Annotated in this window: 21 protein-coding genes and 1 other RNA gene; 17 read left to right on the top strand and 5 right to left on the bottom strand. The window is 68.0% G+C overall.

Going from position 1 to position 24,628, the window contains the following annotated elements; all coding sequences use genetic code 11:
* Nucleotides 1–19: 19 nt before the first annotated feature.
* The 7 genes from hemW (at nt 20) to AB4Y92_RS22455 (ending at nt 7,124) form a co-directional block, all read left to right on the top strand.
* Entirely contained in the window at nt 20–1,183 is a 1,164-nt protein-coding gene (gene hemW / locus AB4Y92_RS22485) for a radical SAM family heme chaperone HemW (protein ID WP_441821683.1), read from the top strand.
* Nucleotides 1,184–1,434: 251 nt separating this feature from the next.
* A complete protein-coding gene (locus AB4Y92_RS22480; protein ID WP_441821682.1) occupies nt 1,435–3,753 on the top strand; it encodes a DUF1631 family protein in 2,319 nt (772 codons plus the stop codon).
* Nucleotides 3,750–4,100 carry a PilZ domain-containing protein gene (locus AB4Y92_RS22475; RefSeq protein WP_057941739.1) on the top strand — a complete coding sequence of 117 codons (351 nt, stop codon included), beginning with the start codon at nt 3,750–3,752 and terminating at the stop codon, nt 4,098–4,100. The genes AB4Y92_RS22480 and AB4Y92_RS22475 overlap by 4 nt, the downstream gene beginning before the upstream one ends.
* Before the next feature lie 239 nt (nt 4,101–4,339).
* The gene (gene pepQ, locus AB4Y92_RS22470; protein ID WP_441821681.1) at nt 4,340–5,701 is read left to right on the top strand and encodes a Xaa-Pro dipeptidase; all 1,362 of its coding nucleotides are present in this window, start codon (nt 4,340–4,342) and stop codon (nt 5,699–5,701) included.
* A gap of 7 nt (nt 5,702–5,708) precedes the next feature.
* Complete coding sequence (locus tag AB4Y92_RS22465) at nt 5,709–6,029, top strand: low molecular weight protein tyrosine phosphatase family protein (protein ID WP_441821680.1); 321 nt, start codon at nt 5,709–5,711, stop codon at nt 6,027–6,029.
* A 75-nt stretch (nt 6,030–6,104) separates the two neighbouring features.
* Nucleotides 6,105–6,536 (top strand): YybH family protein, encoded by a 432-nt coding sequence (locus AB4Y92_RS22460; RefSeq protein ID WP_057941736.1) that lies wholly within the window; start codon nt 6,105–6,107, stop codon nt 6,534–6,536.
* Nucleotides 6,537–6,662: 126 nt separating this feature from the next.
* Nucleotides 6,663–7,124, top strand: a complete 462-nt coding sequence (locus AB4Y92_RS22455) for a nuclear transport factor 2 family protein (protein WP_441821679.1) — start codon at nt 6,663–6,665, stop codon at nt 7,122–7,124.
* Between the two features lie 6 nt (nt 7,125–7,130).
* Here the strand turns inward: AB4Y92_RS22455 and AB4Y92_RS22450 are convergent, their stop codons facing one another.
* Nucleotides 7,131–7,727 (bottom strand): short chain dehydrogenase, encoded by a 597-nt coding sequence (locus tag AB4Y92_RS22450; protein ID WP_441821678.1) that lies wholly within the window; start codon nt 7,725–7,727, stop codon nt 7,131–7,133.
* Nucleotides 7,728–7,830: 103 nt separating this feature from the next.
* Here AB4Y92_RS22450 and AB4Y92_RS22445 point away from each other — a divergent pair, with 103 nt between their 5' ends.
* On the top strand, nt 7,831–8,727 hold the full coding sequence (locus AB4Y92_RS22445; protein WP_441821677.1) for a LysR family transcriptional regulator: 897 nt from the start codon (nt 7,831–7,833) through the stop codon (nt 8,725–8,727).
* Nucleotides 8,728–8,956: 229 nt separating this feature from the next.
* Here AB4Y92_RS22445 and AB4Y92_RS22440 read toward each other — a convergent pair whose 3' ends face one another.
* Together AB4Y92_RS22440 and AB4Y92_RS22435 are read right to left on the bottom strand one after the other, a co-directional pair.
* A complete protein-coding gene (locus AB4Y92_RS22440; protein WP_441821676.1) occupies nt 8,957–10,291 on the bottom strand; it encodes an aminopeptidase P N-terminal domain-containing protein in 1,335 nt (444 codons plus the stop codon).
* 1 nt (nt 10,292) lies between these two features.
* Nucleotides 10,293–10,841 (bottom strand): UPF0149 family protein, encoded by a 549-nt coding sequence (locus AB4Y92_RS22435; RefSeq protein ID WP_441821675.1) that lies wholly within the window; start codon nt 10,839–10,841, stop codon nt 10,293–10,295.
* Nucleotides 10,842–11,250: 409 nt separating this feature from the next.
* Here AB4Y92_RS22435 and AB4Y92_RS22430 point away from each other — a divergent pair, with 409 nt between their 5' ends.
* The 9 genes from AB4Y92_RS22430 to AB4Y92_RS22390 all read left to right on the top strand — a co-directional run bounded on the left by AB4Y92_RS22430 (nt 11,251) and on the right by AB4Y92_RS22390 (nt 21,964).
* Nucleotides 11,251–15,867, top strand: a complete 4,617-nt coding sequence (locus AB4Y92_RS22430) for an EAL domain-containing protein (protein ID WP_441821674.1) — start codon at nt 11,251–11,253, stop codon at nt 15,865–15,867.
* A gap of 216 nt (nt 15,868–16,083) precedes the next feature.
* Nucleotides 16,084–16,305, top strand: a complete 222-nt coding sequence (locus AB4Y92_RS22425) for a TIGR02449 family protein (protein WP_057941729.1) — start codon at nt 16,084–16,086, stop codon at nt 16,303–16,305.
* Between the two features lie 37 nt (nt 16,306–16,342).
* Complete coding sequence (locus tag AB4Y92_RS22420) at nt 16,343–16,648, top strand: cell division protein ZapA (protein WP_057941728.1); 306 nt, start codon at nt 16,343–16,345, stop codon at nt 16,646–16,648.
* A 194-nt stretch (nt 16,649–16,842) separates the two neighbouring features.
* Nucleotides 16,843–17,029, top strand: a non-coding RNA gene (ssrS, locus tag AB4Y92_RS22415) — 6S RNA.
* Between the two features lie 96 nt (nt 17,030–17,125).
* Entirely contained in the window at nt 17,126–17,719 is a 594-nt protein-coding gene (locus AB4Y92_RS22410; protein WP_441821673.1) for a 5-formyltetrahydrofolate cyclo-ligase, read from the top strand.
* A gap of 47 nt (nt 17,720–17,766) precedes the next feature.
* Complete coding sequence (locus AB4Y92_RS22405; RefSeq protein WP_441821672.1) at nt 17,767–18,237, top strand: EVE domain-containing protein; 471 nt, start codon at nt 17,767–17,769, stop codon at nt 18,235–18,237.
* 130 nt (nt 18,238–18,367) lie between these two features.
* A complete protein-coding gene (rpiA, locus tag AB4Y92_RS22400; RefSeq protein ID WP_441821671.1) occupies nt 18,368–19,030 on the top strand; it encodes a ribose-5-phosphate isomerase RpiA in 663 nt (220 codons plus the stop codon).
* Between the two features lie 109 nt (nt 19,031–19,139).
* On the top strand, nt 19,140–20,210 hold the full coding sequence (locus AB4Y92_RS22395; RefSeq protein WP_441821670.1) for an ATP-binding protein: 1,071 nt from the start codon (nt 19,140–19,142) through the stop codon (nt 20,208–20,210).
* Between the two features lie 251 nt (nt 20,211–20,461).
* Nucleotides 20,462–21,964 carry a DNA polymerase Y family protein gene (locus AB4Y92_RS22390; protein WP_441821669.1) on the top strand — a complete coding sequence of 501 codons (1,503 nt, stop codon included), beginning with the start codon at nt 20,462–20,464 and terminating at the stop codon, nt 21,962–21,964.
* A 75-nt stretch (nt 21,965–22,039) separates the two neighbouring features.
* On the opposite strand, the gene AB4Y92_RS22385 is transcribed toward AB4Y92_RS22390, so the two are convergent.
* On the bottom strand, nt 22,040–23,872 hold the full coding sequence (locus AB4Y92_RS22385) for an ABC transporter ATP-binding protein (protein ID WP_441821712.1): 1,833 nt from the start codon (nt 23,870–23,872) through the stop codon (nt 22,040–22,042).
* A gap of 568 nt (nt 23,873–24,440) precedes the next feature.
* On the bottom strand, nt 24,441–24,628 hold a 188-nt coding region (locus AB4Y92_RS22380), incomplete at its 5' end, for a hypothetical protein (RefSeq protein WP_441821668.1).

Here is a 24,628-nt window from a genome sequence, read left to right as displayed (position 1 = left end):
GGCGCCCGGCCCCGCGCTGTTGACTCCTGCCCTGACCACCCCGCCGCTGTCGCTGTACGTGCACCTGCCCTGGTGCGTGCGCAAATGCCCGTATTGCGACTTCAACTCGCACGAGGGCCGCGGCGCACTGCCGTTCGACGCCTACGTCGATGCCCTGATCGCCGACCTCGAACACGACCTGCCGCTGGTCTGGGGCCGCACCGTGCACAGCGTGTTCTTCGGCGGCGGCACCCCGAGCTTGTTCCCGCCGGAGTTCATCGAGCGCTTCCTGCAGGGCGCCAGCGCGCGCCTGCGCTTCGCGCCGGGCGCGGAGATCACCCTGGAGACCAACCCGGGCACCGCCGAGCACGGCCGTTTCGAGCTGTACAAGGCCGCCGGCGTGAACCGTCTGAGTTTCGGCATCCAGAGCTTCGACGACGGCTGCCTGAAGCGGCTGGGCCGCATCCACGACAGTGCCGACGCCGATTCGGCGGTGAAGCTGGCCCAGGACGCGGGCTTCGACAATCTCAATCTGGACCTGATGTACGCCCTGCCCGGCCAGACCCTGGCCATGGCCGAGACCGACCTGCAGCGCGCGTTCGCCCTGGATCCGGCGCACATCTCGCACTATCAGCTGACCCTGGAACCCAACACCGTCTTCGCCGCGCGGCCGCCGCAGGACATTCCCGACGAAGACGGCGCCTGGGACATCCAGGAGCATTGCCAGGCCCTGCTGGCCGAACACGGCTACGGCCAGTACGAGGTCAGCGCCTACGCCCGCCCCGGCCGGCGCTGCCAGCACAACCTCAATTACTGGCGTTACGGCGATTACCTCGGGATCGGCGCCGGCGCCCACGCCAAGATCACCCTGGGCGCCGAGCAGGACATCCTGCGGCGCTGGAAGCTCAAGCATCCGACCCAGTACCTGGCCGCGGCCGGCACGCCGGCGGCGATCGGCGGCGACGACCGCATCGCGCCGCAGCGGCGGCCATTCGAATACATGCTCAATGTGCTGCGGCTGGTCGAGGGCTTCTCGCTGGACTCGTTCGAATCCTGCACCGGCCTGTCGCGCCAGGACATCGAGCCGCAGTTGCAGGCGGCCTATGCCCACGGCTGGCTGGAACGCGACGGCGACCGGGTGCGGCCGACCGAGCTGGGCCGGCGTTTCACCAACGATGTGGTCGGGCTGTTCCTGTCGCAGTAGCCGCATCCGCGTAGTGCCTGAACGCCGCCGTCGGACGCGGCGGCGCCTGGACGCCCCGCCGCACCGGCGCCGTGGAATCACGGCTTCGCCACGGTGCCGCGGCCAGACTGCGGCGTGGCCGTTGCACGCACCTGAGAACGTAACTGCCAATGGCCGCCTCCCGTCGGCTGCACGCTGCGCCCGGACCTTTCGGGCTGGCCTGCGCCGGGGGAGGCGTGGTTATATCTCGCGGTCGTCAGCACCGAAATCCCATGTCCGTCACGTTCGACCCACTGGACGCTTCACCGCGGGCCACCTTGGCCACGGCCGCATTGCCTCGCCGCGTTCGCCGTTTGCTGGAACAGCTGTACGCGCTGGTCAGCGACGAAACCGCGCCGCAACTGGAACGGATGCTGGCCGAGTTCGAACAGCAGTTGTTCCGCCAAGCCGATCAGGCGCGCAATCCCGGGCTGCAGTCGGGTTATCTGGAGACCCTGCGGCTGGTGCGGTTGCGGCGGTCGGATCTGATTCCGCGTTATCTGCTGGCGTTGGAGAGTTCGCTGACTCGGTTGCGGGATCCGGCGAGAGATGCGGCGGGTGGGGTTTCGCGTCTTGCCGCTAACGCCGCGCCTGTGTTTCGTGAGCTTCGGTTGGTGGACGACAGCGAAGTGGACGAAAGCACGGTGCTGCGCAGCATCGCCAGCCGCCACGAATCGCGCGCCGGGCTCGGCCTGTTGCTGTTGGGCCAGCGCTTCGGCGTGCTCGCCGGTGCGCCCGCGTTCGACAGCGAGCGCCTGCCGGTCGGGCCGCAGCGGCTGATCCGCAGCTTCGCCGAGGCCTGCCAGCCGCTGCAGATCAGCCTGGAATCGCGGCTGGATCTGTACCGGGTGTTCGATCAGCAGGTGATGCTGGGCTACGCGGCCCTGGTCGAATCGATGAACGCCCTGCTGACCCGCGAGAACGTGCTGCCGAGCCTGTCGTTCGTGCCGCTGCGCGCGCGTCCGACCGCGCAGACGGCGGCGCCGGCCGCGGCCGAGATCGCGCGAGGCGAATCCGCCGCCGGCAGCCCGCCGCAAACCCCGGCCGCAGCCGCGACCGGCGCGGCGCGCCCGCACACCGCCTGGTCCGGCCAGGCCGGCGCGACGCCCGCCGCCGACGCGCTCGACTTCGCGACCTTGCAGCAGTGGCTGTCCGAACGCCGCGAACTGGTCGACAAGCTGCGTCCGCGCACGCCGGCCGCGCAAGCGCCGGCGCCGGCCGAACCGCTCGACACCGCCGAATTGCTCAACGCGCTCAACCAGATCAAGGACGAAGGCCCGCGCGGCCCGCAGCCGCTGCGCAAGATCGCCGACCTGCGCCAGGCCTTGATCGCGCGCAGCCGTCCCGGCGACGGCGCGCCCGCGCCGGCCACCTTGTCGCGCGAAGACGGCGACGTGTTCGAACTGCTCGGCCTGCTGTTCGAGGAAATCGACCAGCGCCTGCGCGGCGACGCGATGATCTCGACCCTGCTCAACCGCCTGCAGGCGCCGCTCCTGCACGCGGCCCTGCAAGACCGCTCGCTGCTGGCCCACGACGGCCATCCGGCGCTGCAACTGCTCAACACCGTCGCCGAAGCCGGCGCGCGCTGGACGCCGACGGAAGACGTCGACCCGCAGCTGCACGAGCCGCTGCGGCAAGCGGTCGATCACGTGATCGAGCATTACCGCGGCAGCCCGGACGCGTTCGACTCGGCCAACCAGCGCTTGCAGGATCATCTGCAAACTCTGGCGCGCAAGGCCGAGGTGACCGAGCGCCGCCACGTCGAAGCCGCGCGCGGCAAGGAAAAACTCGAACTGGCCAAGCGCCGCGCGTTCGAAGCATTGGAAACCAGCACCGCCGACCAGCGCCTGCCGCGCTTCGTGCAGACCTTGCTGAGCCAGGCCTGGGCCGACGTACTCACCCTGACGTTGCTGCGCCACGGGGAAGAATCCGAAGCCTGGAAGCGTCAGCTGGAAATCACCCAGCAGATCGTCGCCGCCAACCAGAGCGGCGCCGGCGCCGCGCCGCCGCGCGGGCTGGATGCCGACATCGAACACGCGCTGACCTTGGTCGGCTATCACGCCGACGACGCCGGCGCGATCTCGCGCCAGCTCACCGTCGGCCCGGCGCTGAGCGATGAAGCCGCCTCGCGCACCGAGCTGGCGATGAAACTGCGCCAGCGCAGCCGCCTGGGCGAAGACAGCCCGCCGATGCCGCGCGCGCCGATGCCTTCGCGCGACGCGCACGAGCAGGAATGCTGGGAACGCATCCGCGCGCTGCCGTTCGGGACCTGGTTCGAATTCGTGCAGAACCAGCAGGGCGACGCGGTGCGGCGCCGGCTGTCGTGGTTCAGCCCGGTCACCGACAACGCCTTGTTCGTCAATCAGCGCGGCCAGCGCGTGGGCGAGCAATCGCTGGACAGCCTGGCGCGGATGATGGCGCGCGGACAGGCGCGGGTGGTCGAGCAGGAACGCAATCGCCTGGTCGATCGCGCCTGGCACGCCGCGCTCGACGTGCTGCGCGGCTTCGGCGGCGCGCGCAAAAACGCCGACGCCGACGGAGCGCGGGCATGAACGAAGAATTCCGCCGCACCCGTCGTCGCCGCATCGTCGAGACGGTGCAGGTCGTGGACACCATGACCGAGACCGTGATCGGTCATCTGGGCAATCTGTCCGAGACCGGGATGATGCTGATCGCCAGCGCGCCGCTGACCGACGATGCGCTGTACCAACTGCGTTTCCACCTGCGCGACGCGCCGCAGCACGCCTCGCCGATCGAAGTCGGCGCGCACCTGCTGTGGCAGGACCGCGCCAGCGTGCCCGGCCAGACCTGGACGGGTTTTCGTTTCATCGCCATGCCCGAGGACGGGATGCTGCATTTGCGGCAGTGGCTGGATTCGCCTGGGGCGAGTTACGAGTAACAGCTCCCTTCTCCCGCTTGCGGGAGAAGGTGCCCGAAGGGCGGATGAGGGCGCGCGAAACTCGGCTGACGACGCAACCGGCTACCCCGCGCGCCCTCACCCCAACCCCTCTCCCGCAAGCGGGAGAGGGGCTTCGTACCTGGGACTTGGTCGCTCGCCGCCGACAGCCCCATCGCACCGGCAAATCCCCCTCCCCCGCAATCCGGCAAAATAGCCCGGTTCCCCTCAGGCCCGCCCGCATGAACGCCTCCGCCCGCACCGCCGATTCTTCTGCGTCCGCCGCCGCCATCGACGCCCTGTACGCGCAGCACATCGCCGAACTGCACCGCCGCACACAACAAGCGCTGAGCCGTGGCGGCTTCGACCATCTGGTCGTGCCCAGCGGCAACCTGCATTACCAATTCTTCGACGATCGCGACTATCCCTACGCGGTCAACCCACAGTTCAAGGCCTGGCTGCCGCTGACCCGCAATCCGGGCAGTTGGCTGATCGCCACGCCGGGCCGCAAGCCCACGCTGATCTATCTGCAGCCCTTCGATTACTGGCATGTGGTGCCGCAGGCGCCGAGCGGTTATTGGGTCGAGCACTTCGACGTGATCGTGATCCGCAAGCCCGAGGAAGCGCTGGCGCATCTGCCCAAGGACGCCGCGCGTTGCGCGATCCTCGGCGAGCCGCAAAGCGCGCTGGGCGGCTACACGCCGAACAATCCGCAACCGGTGGTCGATTACCTGGAATACCACCGCGCCTACAAGACGCCCTACGAAGTGGCGATGATGCGCGAAGCCACGCGCAAGGGCGTGCGCGCGCACCGCGCCGCCGAGGCCGCGTTCCGCGCCGGCCTGAGCGAATTCGACATCCATCTGGCCTACTGCGGCGCCGCTCGCCAGGACGCCAACGACCTGCCCTACGGCAACATCATCGCGCTCAACCACAACGGCGCGGTGCTGCACTACATGGAGCTCGACCGCGAAGCGCCGGCGCAATCGCGCAGCTTCCTGATCGACGCCGGCGCCAGCCACCACGGCTACGCCTGCGACATCACCCGCACTTACGCGACCGATGCGCGCGACGAATTCCAGGCGCTGATCGACGCGGTCGATGCGGCGCAGCTGAAGATGTGCGATCAGGTCCGCGCCGGCACCGACTACAAGCGCATCCACCTCGACGCGCATCTGGCGCTGGCGGGCATCCTCAAGGACTTCGGCGTGCTCAAGACCTCGCCGGAAGCGGCGGTGGCGACCGGCGTCAGCGGCGTGTTCTTCCCGCACGGCATCGGCCACGGCATCGGCCTGCAGGTGCACGAGGTCGCCGGCTTCGCCGCCTCCGATCGCGGCGGCCGCATCGACAAGCCCGCCGGCCATCCGTATCTGCGCCTGACCCGCGTGCTGGAGCCGGGCATGGCGGTGACGATCGAACCGGGTTTGTATTTCGTCGATCTGCTGCTCGACGGCTTGCGCCAGGGCGAGCACGCCGACAGCGTGGACTGGGCCCGCATCGAGCGCTTCCGCCCGTTCGGCGGCATCCGCATCGAAGACGACGTGGTCTGCACCGACGCCGCGCCGATCAATCTGACCCGCGACGAATTCGCCGCCACGGCCTGAATCGCGCATGCGCCGGGTCCTGTTCGTGTGCAGCCAGAACAAGCTGCGCAGCCCGACCGCCGAACAGGTGTTCGCCGGCCGAGGCGACCTAGAGGTCGCCTCGGCCGGTCTGAATCACGACGCCGAGCAACCGCTCGGCGCCGAACTGGTCGAGTGGGCGCAGCTGATCTTCGTCATGGAAAAAGCCCAGCGCAACAAGTTGCAGCACAAGTTCAAGGCGCAGCTGCGCGGCAAGCGCGTGGTCTGCCTGGATATTCCCGACGACTACGAGTACATGGCGCCGGCGCTGGTGCAGTTGTTGCTGGCGCGGGTGCCGAAGCATTTGTGATCGCCCGTCGCGGCCTGTCCGTGTTGAACTTCGTCGTAGATCCACGACCTCTTCATCCACCACCGGAGCACCGGCATGACCGACGCGCACGATCCCGTCCTGCACACGCTGCAAGCCTACGCGGCCGCGGTACTGGCCAAGGATGTCGAAGCCCTGGTCGCGCTCTACGACGACGACGTGCATCTCTTCGACATGTGGAGCGACTGGTCGATGCGCGGCATCGAGCCGTGGCGCGCGATGGTGCGCGACTGGTTCGGCTCGCTCGGCGATGAGCGAGTGGTGGTCGGCATCGACCAGGCGCAGGCGACGCTCGGCGCCGATCTGGCGATCGGCCACGCGATCCTGAGCTACACCGCCTTCGCCGCGAACGGTGAACGGCTGCGCTCGCTCAATAACCGCATCACCCTGGGACTGGCGCGGCGCGACGGCGGGTGGAAGATCGTCCATGAGCACACCTCGGCGCCGATCGAGCATCGGACCACGAAGGCGATCTTGCAGCGCGAGTGAATTTTTCAATCGGCGGGCGGGCGAAGTCTCGCGTCATCGCAAACATCGCGATGACCTTGTCCGATTCCGGCGAGCGCCGCGTCGAGGCGCCGACTAGCCTGACGCGAACCCGTCAGGAGCGAATCCATGTCCCGTCCTTCTGCCCTCGCAGGCGCTTGTCTGTTCGCCGCTTCCCTCGCATCGCCGTTCGCGGCGACGGCCGGGCAACGCGAAGATCTGGCCGCAATCGAAGCGCTCGACATCCGCTATCAGGCCGCGGTCAAAGCCAACGACGCGGCGACGATGGCGGACATCCTCCACGACGATTTCGTCCTGATCAGCGGCCGCGGCCAGGTCAGCGACAAGGCCGCGCTGCTGCGCGAAGCGCGCGAAGCGCGCACCGTCTACGAACGCCAGGACGCCAGCGAACGCCGCGTGCGGGTGTGGGGCGACACCGGCGTGGTCACCGCCTTGCTGTGGCTCAAGGGCACGACCGATGGCGTGCCGTTCGAATACCGGCTCTGGTACAGCGACACCTACGCGCGCACCGCGCAGGGTTGGCGCTACGTGCTCGGGCAGGCGTCACTGCGTCTGCCCGATGCGCCGTGAGCGCGATCACCAGACCTTGAACACGCGTCCGCTCTGGATGCCTTCGACGCTGCGCTGATACGCCAGCGCCGCGCGCGCGGCGGTGACCGGTTCGAACCCCGGGAAGAACGCGCCGTAGGCTTCCCACGATTCGCTCAGCACGTTCGGGCTGACCGCGTTGATGCGCAGGTCGCGCTTGAGCTCCAGCGCGGCGCCTTGCACGAAGCCTTCCAGCGCGCGGTTGACCGCGCTGGCATTGGCGCCGGCGCGGATCGGCTCTTCGGCGACGATGCCGGTGGTCAGGGTGATCGAACCGCCGTCGTTGAGGTGATGCTGGCCCAGCAGCGCCAGGCGCACCTGGCCGAGCAGCTTGTCGTTCAAGCCGATGGCGAAATCGGCCGGGCGCATCGATTCCAGCGGGCCGAAGTGCAGCACGCCGGCCGCCGACACGATCGCATCGAGCTTGCCGGTCTTGGCGAACAGCGCCTCGACGCTGGCGTCGTCGGTGATATCGACCGGGTAGTCGGCGCTGCTGCGGCCGGCGGCGAGGATGTCGTGGTTTTTCAACGTGTCGGCGATGGCGCGGCCGAGGGTGCCGCTGGCGCCGATGAGCAGGATCTTCATGGAGGTAGTCCGGGTTGGGAAAGCAGGCGCTCAGTCTGCGCGCCGGGGCGTGCACGGTGAATACGCTAGGATTTCGCGCTCCCCTAACTCCGGGTTAGCCCACGTGGACAAGTTGCGCAGCATGGCCGTGTTCGTCGCGGTGGCCGATACCGGCAGTTTCGCCGCCGCGGCGCAGGCGCAGCATCTGTCGGCGGTGATGGTCGGCAAGCACATCCGCCAGTTAGAAGAACACCTGGGCGCGCGCCTGCTCCAGCGCGACACGCGCAAGCAGCGGCTGACCGAAGTGGGCGTGGCGTTTCTGGAGGAGGCGCGGCTGATTCTGGAACAGGTCCGCCGTGCCGACACCGTGGCCGAGCGCCTGCGCGACGACCGCCGCCCCAGCGGCCATCTGCGCGTGACCGCGCCGCTGACCCTGGGCGGCGCGGCGATCGCGCCGGTGATCACGCAGTTCCTGCGTATCTATCCGGACGTGTCGCTGGATCTGGCCCTGGCCGATCGCATGTCCGACCTGATCGCGGAGGCCTTCGACGCCGCGATCCGGATCGGGCCGTTGCCGGATTCCGATCATCTGATCGCGCGGCCGCTGCGGCCGTACCGGATGACCGTCTGCGCCTCACCGGATTATCTGCGCGAGCGCGGCACGCCGACCGATCCGCGCGAACTGGTCGATCACAGTTGCCTCAACCATCTGCTGTGGCATCGCGACGCGGGCTGGCGTTTCGGCAGCATCGGCCCGGAACCGCTGCGGCTGAGCGGGCGGTTCGCGTCCAATCACGGCGAAGCGCTGCGGCGCGCGGCGCTGGACGGGTGCGGCATCGTCCTGCAGCCGGAGGTGCTGTTGGCCGACGATATCGCCGCCGGGCGATTGGTGCGTTTGTTCGAGCACGACTTGCCGCCGCCGCGGCCGGTGCATCTGCTGTATCCGCGCGATCGGCAGCCGTTGCCGAAGCTCAGTCGGTTTATTGAGTTTGTGTTGGAGCGGTTGGGGCCGGAGGTATAGAAAAGCGGCGGCACCCGCCTTGCTTCGCCCCAACCCGAAGAATTCCCCCCTTTGAAAAAGGGGGGCTAGGGGGGATTTGCTTTTGCTTTTCGCTTTTGCGAAGAGCAACAACAACGGCAAAAGCAAATCCCCCCTAGCCCCCCTTTTTCAAAGGGGGGAACTGCATTCGCAGGGAGGAATTGCATTCGAAGCGCGTCGGAGATCTCGACGCGGCTTCCCCACCAAGCAATCAAGCCGCCCGCCGCCGCCCCATCAAAGCCTCAATCTCATCCGCACTACGCGCCAGCTTGTCCGTCAGCACGTCATGGCCGTCCTTCGTGATCGCCACATCGTCCTCAGTGCGTATCCCGATTCCGCGCCACTTCGCATCGACGCTGGTGTCGTCGGCCGCGATGTACAAACCCGGTTCGATGGTGAACACCATCCCCGGCTCCAGCAGCCGCGAATCGCCGTCGATGCGGTACTCGCCGACGTCGTGCACGTCCAGGCCCAGCCAATGCCCGGTCTTGTGGCGATAAAAACGCTTGTAGCTGCCGTCGGCGAGGTTGCGTTCCAGCTTGCCCTTCAGCAAGCCAAGACGCAGCAGCCCTTCGGTCAAGGTTTCCACCGCCGCCTGATGCCCGGCCTCGTAGGCCACGCCCGGGCGCGCCTGGGCCAGCGCGGCGGCCTGGGCGGCGCCGACCAGGTCGTGCAGCGCGCGCTGCGGCGCGGTGAAGCGGCCGTTGACCGGAAAGGTGCGGGTGATGTCGGCGGCGTACCCGCGGTATTCGGCGCCGGCGTCGATCAGGACCAGATCGCCGTCGCGCGAGGTCGCGGCGTTGGCGCGGTAATGCAGCACGCAGGCGTTGGCGCCGGTGCCGACGATGCTGCCGTAGGCCGGGTCGGCGTCGAAGCTGCGGAACACGCATTCGATCTGCGCCTGCAGCTCGTACTCGCGCACGCCCGGGCGCGCGGCGCGCATCGCGGTTTCGTGCGCGAGCACGCTGATGTCGGCGGCGCGCTGCAGGAACCGCAGCTCGTCGCGATCCTTGAACAGGCGCAGCTCGTCGAGCAGATGGCCCAGTTCCAGGAACTCGTGCGGCGGTTGCGCGCCGTGGCGCACCATCGCGCGCACGCGGTTGAGCCAGCCGATCAGCTTGAGGTCGAACTCGGCGTCGCGGCCGAAGTGGTAGTACACCCGGGTGCGGCCTTCGAGCAGGCCCGGCAGGATGTCGTCCAGGTCGGTGATCGGATAGGCGTCGTCCAGGCCGAAGGCCTCGACCGCGCCTTCCGGGCCGTAGCGCGGGCCGTCCCAGGCTTCGCGATCGGCGTCGCGCTCGCGGCAGAACAGCAGGGTCTCGCCGTGGGCGCGGCCGGGCACCAGCACCAGCACCGCTTCGGGTTCCGGGAAGCCGGTGAGGTAGCTCAGGTCCGAATCCTGGCGGAACGGGTAATGGGTGTCGCGGCTGCGGATCAATTCGTGCGCCGAGGGCACGACCACGATCGCGTCGGGGCCGGCCATCTCCATCAACTGCCTGCGGCGGCGCGCGTAGGCCTTGCCCGGCATGGTCAGTGCCGTGTGCATGTCAGTTCAGCCGTTGCCGGTGTTGCGCCGCCAGGGCGACGTCGCCGTGCAGGCCCAGGGCCACGATGCGGACGAACTCTTCCAGTTCGGTCAGCGCTTCTTCGTCTTCCTCGTCGCCTTCGTCCTGCGGTGCGGTGGCGGCGAACTTGGCCAGATCGGTCAGCGCTTCGCGGCTTTCCTCGGACAAGGTCGGGGCCGAGCCCGCGGCCAGGCCGAAGCCGCCGAGGAAACCGCGGCACCAGTCGAACAAGGCGCCGCTGCGCTCGGTCATCGAGGCGTCGTGGTCGGGCAGCAGCAGGACGAAACCGTATTCGGGATCGACCATCTGCGCGGCGCTGACCAGGCGCAGGCGGTCGAGCGCGCCGTTCGCGGGCGGGGTGGCCACCGAGGCGTCGGCGAGCACGCGCGCCGGCCATTCGCGCACCGAGGCACCGCCGCCGGCGAGCCAACCGCACAGTGCGCCGTGCAGTTCGGCGGCGGAGGTGCTGAGCGAGAGGTCGCGGCTCTCGGCTTCGACTTCGGAAAACAGGGGCAGTTGGGTCTCGGCCACAGGCATGCAATCGGAGGGGATGGGGCAGTTTAGCAATGCCCGGCGCGCATGGCGTCGAAAGCGGGCGCTGGCAGCGCGGCGGCTGACGCGCGGCGCGGTCCGTGGCCCGCGGGCGGTGCGAATGGCGCTGCGCTCGATCCGCCGGGCATTCGATCGCCATGACCGAGCCGGCCGCGTTCGCTCACTCAAGCCAAGCGCGCAGGCCCTGAGCGCAACGCGCCGCACCGCGGCCCTCACGCGTCCTACACACGCATGCGCACAGCGAAGTACGCCGGCACAAATCGCCCGATCCCGCACCGTCGCCGCGTTCGAATCCTCCCGCATAGCCGAAAAAGATGAGTCGCAGTGCTTGTTGCCGCCACGACCGCCTGCCTACACTGCGGCTCTTGCGCCTCACGCCACGGTGTCCGTGCGTCACTCGTCCTTCGCCCGTCTGCTGACTGCCGGACTGCTCGCCTCGCTGTGCTGGGCCGCGGCGTGGCCGCAGCGTGCGGCGGCGGCGACGCGCGACTTCTACTTCTCGCGCCTGGGCAGCGAGCTCGGGCTCAGCCAGAACTCGGTCACCGCTTTCACTCAGGACGCGCACGGCTTCGTCTGGGTCGGCACCCAGGGCGGCCTGCATCGCTACGACGGCCAGCGCTACGTGCCGTACCGCCACGATCCGCGCGATCCGGCCAGCCTGCCCGACAGCTACGTCACCGCGCTGGCCCTGGACGGTCAGCGTGCGCTGTGGATCGGCACCCATTCGGAATACCTGGCGCGGCTGGATCTGGCCAGCGGCAGCATCCACCGCTACGGCCCGCCCGATTCGCAGGCCGGTCGCCAGGTGGTGTCGCTGATGCCGTGGCGCGATCAACTGCTGATCGGCACTCTGGCCGGGCTGGAACGGCTGGACCCGCAGACCGGCGCGCGCGAGCTGATCCTGGCGGTGCCCGGCGAACCCAGCCGGCAATCGCCCTGGCAGGGGCTGGCGCAAGGCCGCGACGGCAGCGCCTGGTTCGCCAGCGCCGCCGGCCTGCACCGGATCGCCGGCAACGGCCGGATCGACCGCATCGGCGCGCCGATCGCGCTGCGCAGCGTGATGATCGACCACCGCGGCCGGCTCTGGGCCGGCGCCGCCGAGGGCCTGTACCGGCTCGACGGCGGCACCGGCGTGTTGATCAAGGTCGAGGACGAAGCCCTGTCGGCGCTGCGCGATGCGCGCGCCATCGTGGAAGCGCCGGACCGGCGGATCTGGATCGCCGGTTACGGCAACGGCCTGTACCGGCACGATCCCGACAGCGGCCACAGTCAGCGCGTGCATGCGCAGTCCGGGGTCGATGCGACCTTGCCCGAGGACACCATCGACACGCTGATGGTCGATCACGGCGGCCTGCTGTGGGCCGGCGGCCAGTACCGCGGCGTCGCGGTGGCCGATCCGCGCGGCACCCGTTTCAGCTACGTGCTGGACCTGGACGACAACCGCGCCACCGGCCTCAGCACCGGCGCCGGCGCGGCGTCCGATGCCAGCGTGCGCAGCCTGGCCCAGGACGACAGCGGCGCGATCTGGATCGGCACCGACAACGCCCACCTGCGCCGCTACGACTTGTCCGGCGATCACTTCCAGGACATGAGCGCGATGCTCCCGGCCGGCACCGACGTGCGCCGGATTACCGCGATCGCGCGCGAACCGCAGATCGACAACGCGCCCGCGCCGCAAGCCGGCGACGCCAAGCCGCTGATCAAGCCCTCGCCGGGCCGGCTGTGGCTGGCCACCGGCGCCGGCCTGCTGCGCCTGGAGCCGGGCACCCAGCGCATCGAGAACGTCGATCTGCGCGGTTATCGCGACGCCGCGCTACGTTCGCTGATCTTCGCCCGCGACGGCAGCCTGTGGCTGGGCGGCGACGACGTCGGCGCCCTGCACTATCTGCCCGAATCCGGCGTGCTGGTGCGCTACGCCTACCGCGAGGGCGATCCCAAGGGCCTGAGCCATCCGCGCGTCAACGCGATCCTGGAAGACCGCAAGGGCCGGGTCTGGTTCGGCACCGGCGACGGCCTGGACCTGCTCGATCCCAACACCGGTTACCTGCGCCACTACCGCCACGTCACCGACGAAGCCGACAGCCTGCCGGGCAATTTCGTGCGCGCGGTGCACCAGTCCGCCGACGGCGCGATCTGGGTCGGCACCCAGGCCGGCCTGAGCCGGGTGGTCGAATTCGGCGACGGCCGCATCCGCTTCGAGCATCCGCTGGCCGAAGTGCTGGGCGATCATCCGGTGCCGGTGGTGTTCTCCATCGCCGAGCGCCCGGCCGGACGGCTGTGGCTGGGCACCGACGCCGGCATCCTGCGCTTCGACACCGGCGCCTCGCTGGTGCGCCGCTACGGCCTGGCCGACGGCCTGCAGGATCTGGAATTCAACGCCGGCGCGGTCGCCACGCTGGCCGACGGCCGGCTCGCCTTCGGCGGCGTGCGCGGGCTGAACCTGTTCGATCCCAACCGCATCATCGATTCGCGCTACACCCCGCCGGTGCGTCTGCTCGGCGCCTGGATCGGCTCGGACACCAGCGCCGGTTCCAGCGCGCTGTGGCAGTCCTCGCGGCTGGAAATACCCGACGGCGCCGGCATCCTGCGCCTGCGCATCGGCGCGCTGGATTTCGGCCCCAACACCGGCATCCGTTATCGCTATCGCATGGACGGGTTCGACCGCGATTGGATCGACAACGGCCCGCGCCAGGACATCACCTACACCCGCCTGCCGCCGGGGCACTATCTGTTCCGCGCCCAGTCCACCAATCGCGACGGCGTGTGGAACACCCAGGAACTGCGCATCACAGTCAGCGTCGATCCGCCGCTGTGGCGGCATCCGCTGGCGATCACCGCCGCGGCCCTGGCGGCGTTGGCGCTGCTGCTGAGCTTCGGCTGGCGCTGGCATCGCGCGCGCCAGCGCGAACGCGGCTACTTCACCCAGATCCGCGAACGCGAAGAACGTCTGAAGCTGGCGCTGTGGGCCTCGGGCGAACAGTTCTGGGACTACGACCTGCAACGGCGCGAGCTGCACCGCATGCGCGTGGACGATCACAACGCGCAGTCGCCGGAAATCGGCGTGCAGGCCGACATCGCGGACGATCACGAAATCCATCCCGACGACCTGCCGCGCGTCACCGAGCTGCTGCGCAAGCATCTCAAGGGCGACGCCGCGCTGTTCCTGTCCGAGCACCGCATGCGCACGCCGCGCGGCGACTGGGGCTGGGTGCGCGCACGCGGCCGGGTGGTCGAACGCGACGGCGAAGGCCATCCGGTGCGCGTGGCCGGCACCGGCCGCGACGTCACCGCGGTGCGCAGCGCCGAGCGCGAGCGGCGCATCTCCAGCGAAGTGCTGCGCTCGATGGCCGAAGCGGTGGCCGTGTTCGATCGCGACTTCGTCTTCGTCTCGATCAATCCCGCGTTCTCGCGCATGACCGGTTACCCCGAGAACGAAGTGATCGGCCAGACCACCGGCCTGCTCGACAGCCGCCAGCACGATCCGGAGTTCTATTCGGACATGCGCGACGAGTTGCAGCGCAGCGGCCGCTGGTCGGGCGAGATCTGGCAGCAGCGCAAGGACGGCAACGAATTCCTGTGCTGGCTGCAGGCCTCCATCGTCCTCGACAGCAGCGGCCAGCGCGGCCACTACGTCGCCGTGCTCACCGACATCACCGACCAGAAGCGCGCCGAGCAGGAACTGCGCTATCTGGCCAACTACGACACCCTGACCAGCCTGCCCAACCGCACGCTGCTGTCGGAGCGGCTGTCGCGGGCGATCGTGCGCGCGCGCCGCCACGGCCACCGCATCGCGCTGCTGTTCCTGGATCTGGACCGCTTCAAGGACATCAACGATTCGCTCGGCCACGCCGCCGGCGACCGCATCCTGCGCGCCGCCGCCGTGCGCCTGCAGGAAACCGTCGGCGCCGAGCACACCGTCGCCCGCCTGGGCGGCGACGAATTCACCGTGGTCCTGGAAAACCTCGACACGCCCGAGCAGGCCGAGGACGTCGCCCGCCGCCTGATCAAGGCCTTCGAAGCGCCGCTGGATTTCGACCAGCGCCACGACGTCGCCATCTCGCCGTCGATCGGCATCAGCATCTATCCCGATCACGCCCAGGTGCCGACCGACCTGCTCAAGCACGCCGACACCGCGATGTACCAGGCCAAGGCCGCCGGCCGGCGCACCTTCATGCGCTACACCGAGGCGATGGACATCGAGATCCGCCAGCGCGCGACCATCTCCGCCGCGCTGCGCAAGGTGCTCGACCGCAACGAACTGCGGTTGGTGTTCCAGCCGCGCCTGTCGCTGCCCGAAGCGCGCATCACCGGCGTGGAAGCGCTGCTGCGCTGGCAGAGCGCGGAGTACGGCAACATCCCGCCGACCCAGTTCATCCCGCTGGCGGAAGAAAGCGGGCTGATCCTGGAAATCGGCGAGTGGGCGATGCGCGAGGCCTGCAACCGCCTGCGCCTGTGGCGCCTGCAGGGCCTTGACCAGCTGTCGATTTCGGTCAATGTCTCGGCGATCCAGCTGCTGCGCGGCGATCTGCCGAAGATGGTCGCGCGCGCCCTGAGCGAAAGCGCGATCCCGCCGTGGCGGCTGGAGCTGGAACTGACCGAAAGCGTGGTGATGTCCAACGCTGCGCACACCTCCAACACCATGCAGGCGCTGCGCGAACTGGGCGTGGCGCTGGCGGTGGACGACTTCGGCACCGGGTATTCCTCGCTGGCCTACCTCAAGCGCCTGCCGATCAACACTTTGAAGATCGACAAGGAATTCATCGGCGACCTGACCCGCGACCCGGACGATGCCGCGATCACCAGCACCGTGATCACCATGGCGCATTCGCTGGGCCTGAACGTGGTCGCCGAGGGCGTGGAGCTGGAAGAGCAGATGGAATTCCTGCGCGCCCACCATTGCGACGAAATCCAGGGCTACTGGCTGGCCAAGCCGCTGGAGGCCGACGACTGCCTGGCGTTCATCCAGCAGTGGCGGCCGCCGGAGAGCGTGCGCGCGGCGCTGTAGGGCCGGATTCGGGATTCGGGATTCGGGATTCGAAAATACTGGCCCGCCGGGGCGGTCCGCGGCGGCAGTCCCGGGCGCCGCCATGGATACGATCGCGCACGGATTAGACCGGTCGCCCGGCTGCCTGAACGCCCCCCGGGCTCACCGCCGGCCCAGACCCGGCCGGCCCCGCCGTCCGCCTTGACCGCCCCCGCCCCGGCCTGCCATCGTGCCGGGATGGACCGCGCCGAACTCATCGCCGAACTGCAATCCGTGCTCAGCCGCGTCGATGAACTCGGCGAACGCGTGCGCAAGCTCAGCGAAGAGAACCGCAGCCTGCGCCAGCAACAGGAACAACTGGTCGGCGAACGCTCCGCCCTGCTGGCCAAGAACGAACAAGCGCGCACTCGCGTGGAAGCGATGATCGCGCGCTTGAAGTCGCTGGAACAGCACACGTGAAGCCAGTACCCCCGAACTCGCCCATGGGCCTGCCTGTATGAGTACGACGAGCGAAGCCGTCAGCATCCGCCTGCTCGACCGCGAATACACCGTGGGCTGCGAGCCCAACGAACGCGACGACCTGCTCGCCGCCGCGCGCATGCTCGACAGCAAGATGCGCGAAATCCGCGGCAGCAACCGCATGGCCGCGCTCGACCGCGTCGCCGTGCTGGCGGCGCTGAATTTCGCCCACGAACTGCAGCAACTGCGCGGCGACGGCGACAACCGCGACCGCGAAATCTCGCGCACGCTCGACGAACTGCATCGCAAGCTCGACAGCCTGTTCGACGCCGCGATCCGCTGACGCGGCGCGGCTCTCGGCGCGGCGGCGAACACCGCGCCCTGTCAGCGCTTCGTCCGCGCCATTGCGACGCCGCGCGACCCACGTCACGCAAGTCCCCGTTCATCCGCGCTCGCGCAATCAAGTGCGTGAACCGCAACGCAGCATCGCCGACGAGCGGATTCGCCTGAGCGCGCTCGCGCGCTATACTGCGCGCACGTCCTCTGCTGTGCGCGACGGCGTGCGCAAACATTCGCCTTGTCCCTTAATGACGACACCGGGGGCGCGCCGGAAGCCTGGAGTGCAAGTCCGCCTCGCAGCGGGAAGCCCGAAGGCCTCCAAGCGTTCCCACTTGAACCCTGGGTTCAAGGTCGTTTCGCAAGCATCGCCATTGGCGGAGGACTACTAATCCCGGAACGGGCGCGAGATCACCACAGGTGATTCCGCGCCCGTTTCCGTATGCCCGCGCTTTACGCGCCCCCGCCAGGATCCCCCGATCGCATGACGGACGACCGTTCGACGCTGCGCCGCGCATTGCGCGCACAACGACGCAATCTCCCCGCCGCGGTGCGCATCAGCGGCGCCGAGGCGCTGGCTGCGAACCTGCTCGCCCTGCCGTTCGCGCCGCAATCGGGCTACGTCGCCGGTTACTGGGCGATGGACGGGGAAATCGCCCTGCACGCCTGGCAATTGCGCCTGCCCAAGGACTGCATCTACTGCCTGCCGGTGCTGCACGAAGATCAGCAACTGCGCTTCGCGCCGTGGCGGCCGGGCGATGCGCTGGTGCCCAATCGGTTCGGGATTCCGGAGCCTTCGTTGGCTGAAACCTCCTTGCTTCTGCCAGAGCAGCTGAGCCTGATCGTCCTGCCGCTGGTGGGATTCGACGCCCGCGGCCACCGGCTGGGCATGGGCGGCGGCTGGTACGATCGCAGCCTCGCCTTCCGCCAGCGCAGCCCGGCGCCACCCTGGCTGGCTGGCGCCGGCTACCAGGCGCAGCGCGTCGAGCAAATCGAAGCCGCCGACTGGGACGTCGCCCTGGACGCGGTATGCACCGAAGCCGGCATCCTGGATTGCCGCTCCGCGCTGTACGTTTGACCTTCCCCCGATGCCGCCCCCGCCGCATCCGAACTGAGCCGCCCCGTATGACTGCACGCCGCCGCTATTGGCTGATGAAATCCGAACCCGACGCCTTCTCCATCGACGACCTGGAGCGCGTGCGCACCGAGCCGTGGAACGGCGTGCGCAACTACCAGGCGCGCAACTACATGCGCGACGGCATGAAAGCCGGCGACGGCGTGCTGTTCTACCACTCCAACACCGCCGTGCCCGGCATCGTCGGACTGGCCACCATCGCCGCCGAAGCCTATCCGGACCCGACCCAGTTCGATCCGAAATCCGATTACTACGACCCCAAGAGCACCCGCGAAGACCCCCGTTGGCTGTTGGTGGACGTGGCGTTCGAGCGCAAGTTCAAGCGCACCGTTTCGCTGGACGAGATCAAGGCCCGCGCCGAGGAACTCGGCGAAGACTTCGCCCTGACCCGCCGCGGCAACCGCCTGTCGGTGCTGCCGGTGTCGGCGGCGCAGTGGAAGTTGTTGTTGTCGATGGAGTGATGGTGCCGGGAATCGGGAATGGGAAATCGGGAATCGTCAAAGCGTCCCGCTACCATCCGATCTCCGCGCAAATTCACGCCTCTGGCTTTTACCGATTCCCAATTCCCCATTCCCGATTCCCGACCTCAAAATGACTGAAGCCAAACGCCTGGCCGGCGAAAAAGCCATCGACTACATCGAAGACGGCATGATCGTCGGCGTAGGCACCGGTTCCACCGTCGCGTTCTTCATCGAGGCGCTGGGCCGGGTCAAGGAACGCATCAAGGGCGCGGTGTCCAGTTCCGAGCAAAGCACCGCGCGGTTGAAGGCGCTGGGCATCGAAGTGCTGGACCTCAATTCCACCGGCCCGCTGTCGCTGTACGTGGACGGCGCCGACGAATGCGATCCGCGCAAGCACCTGATCAAGGGCGGCGGCGCCGCGCTCACCCGCGAGAAGATCATCGCCGAGGCCAGCGCCAAGTTCGTGTGCATCGTCGATCCAGCCAAGCGCGTGGACGTGCTCGGCAAGTTCCCGCTGCCGGTGGAAGTGGTGCCGATGGCGCGCAGCATGGTCGCGCGCGAAATCCTCGCCATGACCCGCGGCCAGCCGGTGTGGCGCCAGGACGCCAACGGCGCCGGCGTGGTCACCGACAACGGTAACGTCATCCTCGACATCCACAACCTGGCCATCACCGATCCGGTGGCGATGGAATCGGCGATCAACCAGATCCCCGGCGTGGTCAGCGTCGGCCTGTTCGCGCGCCGCCGCGCCGACATCGTCATCGTCGGCGGCGAGCCGCCGCTGGTGCTGTAAGCTTCACCGCGCGACGAGCACGGCCGCTGCTGCGGCCGTGCTCAGCAACCGTTTTCTGCCGTGGCGACCGTAGCCGCGGCGACAACCCGGGCGAATCGCCCACATCATCGTGAGTACCGACACCCAGCGTTACCCCGCTTCACTGAGCCAGCAGATCTACGACCTGCCTGCCCTGATCCTCAATGCGCGTCTGGCCGATGCGCTCGAACGCGGCATCGCCCGCTACCCGATCCACCGCTCGCTGCGCTTCGCCGCACGCACCGGCATCAACGCGGTGTTCGACGATCTCGCCGCCAACCTCGACCTGACCGGGCAACGCCCCGGCAGTCGCAGCCTCATCCTCGACGGCGAAGGCCTGTTCGTCGAAGCCCATGCCGGGCACAAAGCCGATTACTGCTCCTTCCATTTCGGCATTTGGGCCGATTCGGTCGCGCGCGTCGAAGGCCTGATCCAGGCGATCGAGACGCGAGTCGCGCAAGTGCGCATCGACGAAGCGATGTTCTCGATCGACTGGCATTTTCTCGGCGGCCGCGGCGAGCTGCAGAGCACCAGCATCGAAGAACTGGCCGACGACGAATTGCACGACGAGGCTTATCCCGAAATCGGCGATGTCGCCGGCTTCATCGATCGCTACCTGCGCGCGAAAGAAACCGTGCTGGTGCTGCAGGGGCGCCCCGGCACCGGCAAGACCCGGCTGATCCGCGCCATCCTCGGCGAGATGTCGCGCCGCAACGGCGGCAGCGCACAGGCCTTGTACACCGGCGACAAGAAAGCCTTGGAGTGCGACGCGATCTACGTCAAGTTCATCACCGGCGACGACCACGCCTTCGTCGTGGAAGATGCCGATCATCTGCTGCGCCCGCGCGCGCAAGGCAACGAACACCTGCATCGTTTCCTCGCCATCGCCGACGGCGTGGTGCGCGGACAGGGTCGTAAAATCATCTTCTCCACCAACCTGCCCAACGTCGGCGATCTCGACGACGCGCTGGTACGGCCCGGACGCTGCTTCGCCCGCATCGACGTGCGCGAGTTGCTGCGCAGCGAAGCGACGGCGCTGATCCACCGCCTGGCATCTCGACGCGGCTTCGACGCCGAAATCGCACTCGCCGCTCTCGCCGCCGCCGGCGGCAAGACCCACTCGTTGGCCCAAATCTACCAAGCCATGGACCGCGCCCAATAGCGACCTCGCGTTTGCGCCGCTCCCGGCTGTGGGAGCGGCGTAAGCCGCGAGCATGTACCCGCCCGCTCAGTCGCAACTCCATTTCGCAGCGACGCGGCGCACTACGCCCCAAGCCCGCGAATTCCGCTAACCACTTGATCCAAAATGCGATCTCACCCCATGCGATCGCCGCCGCCGAAGCTGAATCCGGCCAGCGAATGCGCCACCCCGCATACAGAGCGATACTGAATTCCCCTACGCGACCCACCGCCGTGACCCTGCGCTGCCTGTTCGTCGACTTCAACTCGTACTTCGCCTCGGTCGAGCAGTTCGACCATGAGGCCTTGCGAGGGCGTCCGGTCGGCGTGGTGCCGGTGATGGCGGCGACCACCTGCTGCATCGCCGCCAGCCGCGAAGCCAAGCTGCACGGCGTCAAGACCGGCACGCCGGTGCACGAGGCGCTGGAGCGTTGCCCCGATATCACCATCGTGCAGGCGCGGCCGGCGCGTTACGTCGAACTGCACCATCAGCTCATCGCCGCGATCCAGGACTGCATCCCGATCGACGGCAAGCCGCTGTCGATCGACGAAGTCGCCTGCCGCCTGATCGGCCGCGAGCGCCAGCGCGACAACGCCGTGGCGATCGCGCACAAGATCAAGCAGACGCTGATCGATCGCGGCCTGAGCCCGGCGATCCGCTGCTCGATCGGCATCGCGCCGAATACGTTCCTCGCCAAGACCGCGTCGGACATCGAGAAGGTCGATGGCCTGACCGTGGTCGAACTCGCCGATCTGCCCACCGCGCTGCATGGCATGGGCTTGCAGGATCTGTGCGGGGTCGGCCCGTCGATGCTGCAACGCCTGATCGACGCCGGCATCGAGACCGTCGAACAACTCACCGCCGCGCCGCGCGAACATCTGCGCGCGATCTGGGGCGGCATCGAAGGCGAGCGCTTCTGGGCGCAATTGCGCGGCATCGAGCCGCCGTCGCGTCAACGCAAGGCGGTCGCCTCGGTCGGCCATTCGCATGTGCTCGATCCGCAGTTGCGCAGCGCCGCGGGCATGCGCTCGGTGTTGTTCAAGCTGCTGGCCAAGGCGGCGATGCGTTTGCGCATGGAACAGTGCAAGGCGCGCGGCCTGAGCATTCACATCCGGTTCGTCGGCAAGGAGCAGCGCTTCAGCCGCGATCTGTCCTTCGCCCCGCTCGACGACACGCCGACCTTGCTGCAACTGATGGCCGAAGCGATCGAACCGCTGATGCGCGCCGCAGGCAATGGCCGCTGGAAGGTGAAACGGTATCCGCCGCTGTCGGTGGCGGTGTCGCTGATCGATCTGCAACCTTGCGCTGCCGACACCGCCTCGTTGTTTCCCGAGCGCCAGCGCAATCAGGCGCTCACCCGCGTGCTCGATCAGGTCAATCAACGCTACGGCAACAACCGCCTGTACTTCGGCGCGATGCAGGACGCGCTGGTGCACGGCGCCGCGCCGATGCGCATTCCGTTCCAGCACATTCCCGACGAAGCCAGCGAAGCCGATCTGGGCGCGGCGACGCTGGTGGCCGATCCGAGCATGGACGAGCTGTGGCTGCAGCGCGAGCGCCAGTTCAAGGCGATGGCGGAGACCGCGCATCGGCAGGCGCGTGAACGCAGCGCCGGCTCGCCCAAGCCCGCACCCGCGGCGCCCGCCCATCAGCCGTCCGGTGTCGGCGGTTGGGTACGCAAACGCCGCACTTCCGACGACGAAGGCGGCGTCGGCACCACCGGCTCGTTGTTCTAAGAAAACCCTTGAAATCAAGGCGTAGAGCCCCTCTCCCGCAAAGCGGGAGAGGGGTTGGGGTGAGGGCGCCCCAGGTTACGCATCCACCGCCACGAAGCCCCCGGTCTGCCGCTTCCACAACCGCGCATACAAACCTTCGCGCGCGATCAGCTCTTCGTGCGTTCCGGTTTCGATGATGTGGCCCTTGTCCATGACCACCAACCGGTCCATGCGCGCGATCGTCGATAGCCGGTGCGCGATCGCGATCACCGTCTTGCCTTCCATCAACGTTTCCAGGCTTTCCTGGATCGCCGCCTCGGCTTCGGAATCCAGCGCCGAGGTCGCTTCGTCCAGGATCAGGATCGGCGCGTTCTTCAACAACACGCGCGCGATCGCCACGCGCTGACGCTGCCCGCCGGACAACTTCACGCCGCGCTCGCCGACCAGGGCCTCGTAGCCCTCGCGGCCTTCGCCGTCGACCAGACGCGGGATGAACTCGGCCGCCCGCGCCTTGCGTGCGGCTTCGAACATCTCCTCGTCGCTCGCGTCCGGACGGCCGTACAGCAGGTTGTCGCGGATCGAACGGTGCAACAGCGAGGTGTCCTGCGTGACCACGCCGATCTGCGAACGGAGGCTTTCCTGAGTCACGCCGGCGATGTCCTGGCCGTCGATGAGGATGCGCCCGCCTTCCAGGTCGTACAGACGCAGCAGGATGTTCATCAGGGTCGATTTGCCCGCGCCCGACGGACCCACCAGGCCGATCTTTTCGCCCGGTTTCACCGCCAGATCCAGATCGGCGATGAGCCCGCTGTCCTGCCCGTAGTGGAAGTGCACGTTCTCGAAACGCACGCTGCCCTCATCGACCTGCAACGGTTTCGCCTGTTCGCGATCGACCACCGTCAACGGCCGCGAAATCGTCTCGATGCCGTCCTGGACCGTGCCGATGTCCTCGAAGATCCCATTCACCGTCCACATGATCCAGCCGGACATGTTGTGGATGCGGATCACCAGACCGGTCGCCAGCGCGATCGCGCCGACGCTGATCGAGCCCTGATGCCACAGCCACAGGGCCAGGCCGCAGGTGCCGACGATCAACAAACCGTTGAGCGTGGTGATGCTGATGCCCATCATCGTGGTCATGCGGGTCATGTCGCGCGAGCGCTGGGTCTGCTCGATCATCGCCTCGGCCACGTACTCCTCTTCACGCCGCGAATGCGCGAACAGCTTGAGCGTGGCGATATTGGTGTAGCCATCGACGATGCGTCCCATCAACTTCGAACGCGCGTCCGATGCGCGCCACGAGCGCAGCTTCACCCTCGGCACGAAGTAGAACAGCAAGCCGATGTAGATCACGATCCACACCGCCAGCGGCGCCGCCAGCCATACATCGGCCTGGGCGAACAGATAGATCGCCGAAGCCGAATACACGATCACGTACCACAGCGCGTCGAAGGTCTGCGTGGTGGATTCGCGCAGCGACGGGCCGGTCTGCATGATCCGGTTGGCCACGCGGCCGGCGAAATCGTTCTGGAAGAAGCTCAGACTCTGCCGGAGCATGTAGCGGTGGGTTTGCCAGCGCACCAGGTTGGTCATGCTGGGGTGCACGGTCTGGTTGAGCAGCAGATCGTGCAGGCCCAGGCACAGCGGACGCACGATCAACATCACCGCCGCCATCCACAGCAACTCGTCGCCGTGCTGCACGAACAACTGCGCCGCCGGCGTGGTGTTGACCAGGTCCACGACCTTGCCGAGGTAGTCGAACATCACCACTTCGACGATCGCGACGAAGAAACCGACCACGGTCAGCATCACGAAGATCGGCCAGGCCTGTCTTATGAAGTGCCAATAGAACCGCGCGACCGAACGCGGAGGCATCGCCTCCGGCGCGGGCCGGAACGGATCGATCAACGATTCGAACCAATTGAAAATTTTCATGGCGTAGTGCCTTTTGAACTTAGGAACGACTCCCGGGCGCGCGCATCGTCCGAAGTCGCGGCCGAAAGCCGCACGGGACGAGCAACGCACGCGAGCGAACAAGCGCCGCATCGGCGCGAGGCAACGGATCGGGAGTGAGGCGGCGGACGCGCGCGTGCGATCCAGGGCCAAAGCGCCCGGGAGCGGTGAACGGTCTGCCAAGGGCGGCCCGGGACGACCCGGAGACCGCAAGCGCCGACTTAGCGGCGGACCTTGCCTGTGGTGGTGAACTTCATTCGACGACTCTCCTTTTCCGACTTAACGATCGATGCCGTCAATGCGCGGCAACGATCGGTGGCGCGGCCCGTCCCGTCGGGACGATGCGGCCGGCAAGCTGGCGCCCCAGGCGGCAGCGGGGCGAGTGTACCCGGACTTGGCGGCGACATGCCGCCGCGGCGCTGAACTGGCTGGTTTCTTTTTGTACATGGCCGGATTCGGCACGGTTCGGTGTCAAGACGTCGATCGGCGGGAACCGGAGCGAGCGGGAGCGTTCAAGGATTCGACGGAAGCGCCATTCAAGGATTCATCGGATCCGCAGGAATCGCCATGCGCGGCGGTAGTCGATTAACTCCGCGCGGGAATTAACTCCCGAAGTAACTGGAACCACGGAAGTAACTCGGGCGAAGTGGCCGGTGGTAGTAAGTTTCCCGCGCGCAAAGAAAAACGCCGCAACCAGTGGTTGCGGCGTTTTAGGGTAAAGCCCCTGGCGAT

It is taken from the genome of Lysobacter sp. TAB13 (genome assembly GCF_052113885.1).
GTDB lineage: Bacteria > Pseudomonadota > Gammaproteobacteria > Xanthomonadales > Xanthomonadaceae > Lysobacter > Lysobacter gummosus.
This window is presented reverse-complemented; position numbering and strand designations above follow the sequence as displayed.